5 protein-coding genes are annotated in these 6356 nt (G+C 70.2%); 4 read left to right on the top strand and 1 reads right to left on the bottom strand.

The window, feature by feature from the left end:
* Positions 1 to 1455: lysine--tRNA ligase (gene lysS / locus H0W40_RS02005; RefSeq protein ID WP_292442613.1), on the bottom strand; the 1455-nt coding region annotated here is incomplete at its 3' end.
* 359 nt (positions 1456 to 1814) lie between these two features.
* On the opposite strand from lysS, the gene H0W40_RS02000 reads away from it, so the two are divergent.
* The 4 genes from H0W40_RS02000 (at position 1815) to H0W40_RS01985 (ending at position 6187) form a co-directional block, all read left to right on the top strand.
* Positions 1815 to 3221, top strand: a complete 1407-nt coding sequence (locus tag H0W40_RS02000) for a lipopolysaccharide biosynthesis protein (protein WP_292442610.1) — start codon at positions 1815 to 1817, stop codon at positions 3219 to 3221.
* A gap of 67 nt (positions 3222 to 3288) precedes the next feature.
* A complete protein-coding gene (locus H0W40_RS01995) occupies positions 3289 to 3912 on the top strand; it encodes an acyltransferase (protein ID WP_292442608.1) in 624 nt (207 codons plus the stop codon).
* Positions 3909 to 5000 carry a glycosyltransferase gene (locus H0W40_RS01990; protein ID WP_292442605.1) on the top strand — a complete coding sequence of 364 codons (1092 nt, stop codon included), beginning with the start codon at positions 3909 to 3911 and terminating at the stop codon, positions 4998 to 5000. Before H0W40_RS01995 ends, H0W40_RS01990 begins: the two co-directional genes overlap by 4 nt.
* Positions 4997 to 6187, top strand: a complete 1191-nt coding sequence (locus H0W40_RS01985) for a glycosyltransferase family 2 protein (RefSeq protein ID WP_292442602.1) — start codon at positions 4997 to 4999, stop codon at positions 6185 to 6187. Before H0W40_RS01990 ends, H0W40_RS01985 begins: the two co-directional genes overlap by 4 nt.
* Positions 6188 to 6356: the final 169 nt, after the last annotated feature.

Below are 6356 nucleotides of genomic sequence, written 5' to 3'. Positions count from 1 at the left end.
CAGCATCATCAGCCGGTCGATGCCGATGCCGCAGCCGCCCGTGGGCGGAAGCCCGTGCTCGAGTGCGCGGATGTAGTCGGCGTCGAAGTACATGGCCTCCTCGTCGCCGGCGTCCTTGTTGCTGGCTTGCGCGGCGAAACGGGCGGCCTGATCTTCGGGGTCGTTGAGCTCGGAAAAGCCGTTGCCGAACTCGCGGCCGGTGATGAAGAGCTCGAAGCGTTCGGTGACCGACGGGTCGGTGTCGGAGGCGCGGGCCAGCGGCGAGACTTCGACGGGATAGTCGGTGATGAAGGTCGGCTGCCAGAGCTTTTCCTCGACCGCGGCCTCGAACAGGCCGAACTGCAGCTCGGCGAGGCTCCAGCGCGCCGGCGCTTCCTGCCCCACGGCCTTGAGCTTCTCGCGCAGTACCGAATCGTCATTTGCTTCCGATGCACTCAACCCGGCATGCGCGATCAGTGAATCGCGCACCGACAGTCGAGCGAACGGCGTTTCCAGATCGACCGGTTGCCCAGCGTAGCTCAGTTGCGCGGAGCCGACCGCCTCGCGCGCGGCGTGGCGCAGGATGGCCTCAGTGAAGTCCATCAGGTCATGGTGGTTCCAGTAGGCCGCATAGAACTCCATCATCGTGAACTCGGGGTTGTGCCGCACCGACACGCCCTCGTTGCGGAAGTTGCGGTTGATTTCGAACACCCGCTCGAAGCCGCCCACCACCAGGCGCTTCAGGTAGAGCTCCGGCGCGATGCGCAGGAACATTTGCTGATCGAGGGCGTTGTGATGGGTCGTGAAAGGCTTGGCGTTGGCGCCGCCCGGAATCGGGTGGAGCATCGGCGTCTCGACCTCGAGAAAACCGTGCTCCACCATGAACCCGCGGATCGAGGCCACCGCCTTGCTGCGCGCACGGAAGCGTTCGCGCGAGGCCTCGTCCATGATGAGATCGACTTCGCGTTGCCGGTACTTCAGCTCCTGGTCGGCCATGCCGTGGAACTTGTCGGGCAGCGGCCGCAGACTTTTGGTGAGCAGGCGGATGGCGCTGACCTTGATGCTGAGCTCGCCCGTGCGCGTGCGAAAGAGCGTGCCTTCGGCGCCGAGGATGTCGCCCAGGTCCCAGTGCTTGAAGGCGGTGAGCTGCTCGGGCCCGACCGCGTCGGACGTGACGTAGAGCTGAATGCGCCCCGAGCCGTCCTGCAGCGTCGCGAAGCAGGCCTTGCCCATCACGCGCTTGAGCATCATGCGCCCGGCGATGCACGCGGCGACCGGCTCGGCTTCGAGCGCTTCGTTGCTCTTGCCTTCGTGCAGGCGGTGCAGCTCGGCAGCCTGGTCGCGCGGCTTGAAGTCGTTGGGAAACGCCACCCCTTGCGCGCGGATCGCCGCCAGCTTCTCGCGGCGCTCCGTCACCAGCTTGTTCGTGTCGGGCGCGGTGTCGTCGGCGACGGCGGTGGGGAGCGTGATGGTCATCGGAAATCCTGGCGGGCCGCAGCGAGGGCTGCTTGCGGCGAACCGGCGATTTTATGGGGGAGGGCTGGCCCCTCACCCAGCCTCTCCCCAGAGGGGAGAGGAGCGGTTCCGCGCTTCTTCAAAGCTCAGGCTGCTTGCATGGTGCCTTCGCTGTACGTCGGGAATTCAGCAGCTTGGTGACCTCTTTGCCAAGAGGACAGGAGCCGCGCTGGTCAGGGAGCCGCCCCGCTTTGCTCCCGCTCCCTCTGGGAGAGGGCTGGGGTGAGGGCCAGCCCGGCCCGTCAAACGGAGCCCGCTTCGCAACCCCAACGACACCCCCTCGCCGACAATCCGCCGTTCGCCTCTCAGCAGCCCGCACCATGCTCCCTCGACCGCTTGCCCGTGGCGCCGCCATCAATCTGGCGGCCCGGCTTGCAAGCGTCGCGCTCGGTCTGGGCATCCTCGTCATGGTCGCGCGGCTGGGACCGGCGGTGCAGGGCGCATTCGCGCTCTTCGTCGCGATCGAATCGGTGTTGCTGACGCTGTTCTCCGGCCTGGGCTTGCTGCTCGCACGAGAGATTTCCAACCGCCGGGTCGATCCCGCACCGCTGCTGGCCGCGCTGCTGCGTGCCTCGCTAGGCCTCGGCGCCGGGGCGGCGGTGCTGCTGCTCGCCGCCGCCGCCATGGCCGAGGCGGCGCCCTACCGACACCTCTGGCTGCTGGCGCTGGCCGCGCCGCTGCTGCTGCTGGTGCCCACGGCCAGCGGCCTGTGGCTGGGCCAGGGCCGCATGCTGCCGCTCAACGCCCCGCAGGTCGCGGCGCCGGCACTGGTGCTGGCGGCGCTGTCCGTGCTGGCGTTGCTGCGTCCCGACACGGGCGGCCTATCGTCGGTGCTGCCCGTGCTCGCAGCCTGGGTCGTCGGCAAGGCGATCGTCGGCGCACTGACCGGGCTCGCCGCGGCGCGGTCCAGCGGCCGGGTCGCGCACGACGTGGCGACGGCAATCGGGCCGACACGAGGGCACTCCGGCGGCGGCGTCGCGCCCGACATGCCCACGCCGACCGAGCGGGCCGCAGCGTGCTCCACCGGCCTGGCGGCGCCCGACTGGAGCGCGGTGCGCGGACAGTGGCGCTTCGTTGCAGTGATCGGCGCGACCAACGTCGTCAGCCTGCTGAACTACCGTGCCACCCTTTTCCTGGTCGAACGCAACGGCGGCCTGGCCGAGACCGGCGTCTATTCGGTGGCGGTGCAGGTGGCCGAGTTGCTGTGGTTGCTGTCTTCGGCGGTCACCGTCTCCGCCTATCACCGCATCGGCGTGCCCGACCCGGCCGAGGCTGCCGCCACCACGTTGCGCGCCGTGCGTTTCAACCTGCTCGCCACCTGGGTTGCGGCACCGTTCCTGTACTGGGGTGCGGCCTTTGCACTGCCGCGCGTGCTCGGCCCCGCCTATGCCGACGCCTTGCTGCCGCTGGCGCTGCTGCTGCCGGGTGTGGCCGGCTACGCGGCGGCGTCGAGCCTGTCGGCCTACTACACCAACCACCGCGGCCGGCCGCAGTGGTCGGCGGCCATCGCGGCGCTGTCGCTCGGCCTGACCTTGGCCATCGCCGCATGGAGCGTGCCGCGATTCGGTGCGGCCGGCGCAGCGCTGGCCACCTCGTTGGCCTATTCCATCGCCATCGCGGTGGCGATGGGCTTGTTTCTGCGCGACACCGGCCTGGGCTGGGGGGCGCTGTTCGCGGCGGGCGTCAAGCCTTCCGAAAAAACGCCGCGCCGCCCCGAGTTTCCTTGAGCCCCCTGCGAGACGGATGTCTCCAGAGAGCAGCCTGGACGCGCGCTCAAGGACAATCACGGCCTCAATGAACGTCGTCCAACGCTTACTCGCGCGCTGCTGGCAGCGCCTCGCTGCTCCGCGCATGATCTACGGTCAGCGCACTGCAGACGGCGTGCTGCGCACACACAGCCGCATCTCCACCCACGCCCGCATCGAGGCGCCGGAACGGCTGCTGCTCGGTGATCACGTCTTCATCGGTCATTTCAACTTCATCGACGCTTCCGGCTGCCTGGAAATCGAGGAGGGTTGCCAGATCACCAACTTCGTTTCCGTGCTCACGCATTCCAGCCATCTGTCGGTCCGCCTCGAGCGAGAGCGCTACTGGGGCCATGCAGAACCGGCAGGCCTGCAGCGCGAGCCCAGCCGCCTGGGTGCCTGGAGCTTCATCGGTCCCCACAGCGTGATCGCGCCGGGAACGAATCTGGGGCGCGGCGTGCTGGTGCGCGCCTACAGCTTCGTGAGCGGCGACGTGCCCGATTTCGCGGTGCTGGAGGGGCAACCTGCAAGGGTGGTCGGCGACACGCGCGAGCTCGACCGCGCCTGGATCGAGCGCCACGCCGAAGCTTTCGGCACCGACGCGCGCGACGCCTACGAAGCCTGGGCCCGCGAGGCCGTGCCTTCGGCAGCGCCGCCGACTGCGCCGCCATGAAACGCATCCTGTTCTTCGCCGATGCGAGCAGCATCCACACGCAGCGCTGGGTGCGCGAGCTCGCGGCGCGCGGCTTCGATTGCGTGGTGGCGACACGCCGCCCGGCCGATGTGCCGGGCGCGAGCCAGGTGATTGCGGTCGCGCCGGGCTCGGACGCCGCTGGCTGGCTGCTCGCCCTGCCGGAAGTGCAGCGCGTGGCGCGCCGGGTCGCGCCGCAATGGCTGCACGGCCACTACGTCACTTCCTACGGCTTGTGGGCGGCGGCGGCCTCGCTCCTCGGCCCGCCGGTGCCGCTCGTGCTCACCGCATGGGGCAGCGACATCCTCGTCACGCCGCGCGCGCCGGGCTGGCGGGGCGGGACGATGTCGGCCCTCGTCGGCTGGAGCCTGCGCCGTGCGGCGCTCATCACCGCGGACTCGCAGGACATGCTGGCCGCGATCCGCGGCTACGGCGTGAAGGCGCGCTGCGAGGAGGTGCTGTGGGGCGCCGACACCGAGCGCTTCCGGCCGGGCCAGCCCTCGTCCGCCTTCGAAGTGGCAAGCCTGCGCGTCTGGGAGCCCAACTACAACATCGACACGCTGCTGCGCGCCTGGGCCCGGTTGCGCAGCGCGCGGCCGCGTGACGAGGCCGTGCTTCATCTGCTCGGCGGCGGGCCCGAAGCGGCCTCGTTGCAGGAGCTGGCACGCGAGTTGGCTCTTGGGGAAAGTGTGCGATTCACCGGTCGTGTCGACGACGCCGCCATGGTGAAGACGCTGCAGCGCGCGCGCGCCTCGGTCAGCGTGCCGAGCAGCGACGCCACCTCGGTTTCGCTGCTGGAAGCGATGGCCTGCGGCCTGCCGGTGGTGGCGAGCGATCTGCCCGCCAACCGGCAGTGGATCGATGCGGCCAGCGGCCTGCTGGTGCCGCCGCGCGACGAAGCCGCGCTGGCCGACGCCTTGCTTCGCCTTGCCGACGAGCCCGCGTTTGCGGAACAGCAGGGACGGCGCAACCGCGAGGTCGCCGTGCAGCGCGCTTCGCGGCGCACGCACATGGAGCGCATGGCGGTGCTGTACGACTCCTTGCGGCTGCGCGCACCGGAGCCGGCGTGAGCGCCAGCCTGCCGGGCGTGGTCAGCGTGATCGCGCCCTGCCGCAACGAGCGCGCGCACGTCGCCGCCTTCTGCGACGAGGTCGCTCACCAGCGCCTGCCCGAAGGCGTCGAACTCGAAGTGCTGATCGCCGATGGCGACAGCGACGACGGCACGCGCGAGCTGCTCGCGGCGCGCTGCGCGGCCGACTCCCGCTTCGTGCTCGTCGACAACCCGGCGCGCATCGTCTCCAGCGGGCTGAACCGCTGCTTGCAGCGCGCGCACGGCGAAGTCATCGTGCGCATGGACCTGCACACCGGCTATGCGGACGACTACATCGCCGAATGCCTGGCGGCGCTGGCGCGCAGCGGCGCAGCCAACGTGGGCGGGCCGTGGCGGGCGGATAGCGAGGGTGCCTTGCAAGGCGGTATCGAAAGCGGAACGGCGCAACGCGGAGAGGCTGGCGCGACGCAGCATGAGGGCATGGCCGGAGAAACACAACGCGCGAGCATGAACGGCGCAACGCAAAGCGAGAACAGACGCGGCGCAACGCAACGCGAGCACAGAAACGGCGCAACGCGACGCGCCATTGCCGCCGCCTTCCAATCCCGCTGGGTCGCTGGCGGCGCGCTCTCGCGCAATCTCGACTACGAAGGCCCGGTCGATACCGTCTACCTCGGCTGCTGGCCGCGCGCGACTTTCGAGCGCTTCGGCGGCTTCGACGAAAACCTCGTGCGCAACCAGGACGACGAACACAACCTGCGCCTCGTTCTCGGTGGCGCCACCGTCTGGCAGAGCGCGCGCATCCGCTCGAGCTACCGGCCGCGAGCCAGCCTCTCCATGCTGTTTCGCCAGCAGCTCCAGTACGGCTACTGGAAGCCCTTCGTCATGCGCAAGCACGGCAGGGCGGCCTCGCTGCGGCAGCTGGTGCCGGGCGGCTTCGTTGCGCTGCTTGCCTTGCTGACTGTGGCTGCGCCTTGGCTGCCGGCAATGCGTGGTGCACTGGCGCTGCTCGGGCTGCTGTATGCGGCGTATGTCGCCACGGCTGCCATCGCCATCGCACGCAATGCCGGATGGGCGCTGCTGCCGCGCCTGCCGGTGGTGATCGCCGCGACCCATTTCGGCTACGGCCTGGGCAGCCTGCGCGGCTGGCTCGACGTGCTGCGGCGCGGCGCGCCCTCGCCGGCTTGCGGATCGCTGACCCGATGAGCCGAGCGCCGGGCCGCCGCAAGCTGGGCTCCACCCCCTCGCGGGGCAGGAGCGTAGCGACGTGGGGGCCGACATGAGCCCAGCGCTGGACCGCCCCAAGCCGGCTCCGCCCCCTCGGGGGCAGGAGCCTGGGGGGCCGACATGAACCCAATGCGCGGCCGCCTCGAGC

The sequence above is a fragment of the Methylibium sp. genome, from assembly GCF_013817345.1.
Classification (GTDB): domain Bacteria; phylum Pseudomonadota; class Gammaproteobacteria; order Burkholderiales; family Burkholderiaceae_C; genus Methylibium.
Note: the sequence above shows the minus strand (reverse complement) of the source record. Positions and strands in the feature narration are given on the sequence as shown.

Excerpts from the sequence above, each read along its gene's own strand:
- H0W40_RS01995 (WP_292442608.1), top strand. The coding sequence starts at position 3,289 with ATGAACGTCGTCCAACGCTTACTCGCGCGCTGCTGGCAGCGCCTCGCT.
- H0W40_RS01990 (WP_292442605.1), top strand. The coding sequence starts at position 3,909 with ATGAAACGCATCCTGTTCTTCGCCGATGCGAGCAGCATCCACACGCAG.
- H0W40_RS02000 (WP_292442610.1), top strand. The coding sequence starts at position 1,815 with ATGCTCCCTCGACCGCTTGCCCGTGGCGCCGCCATCAATCTGGCGGCC.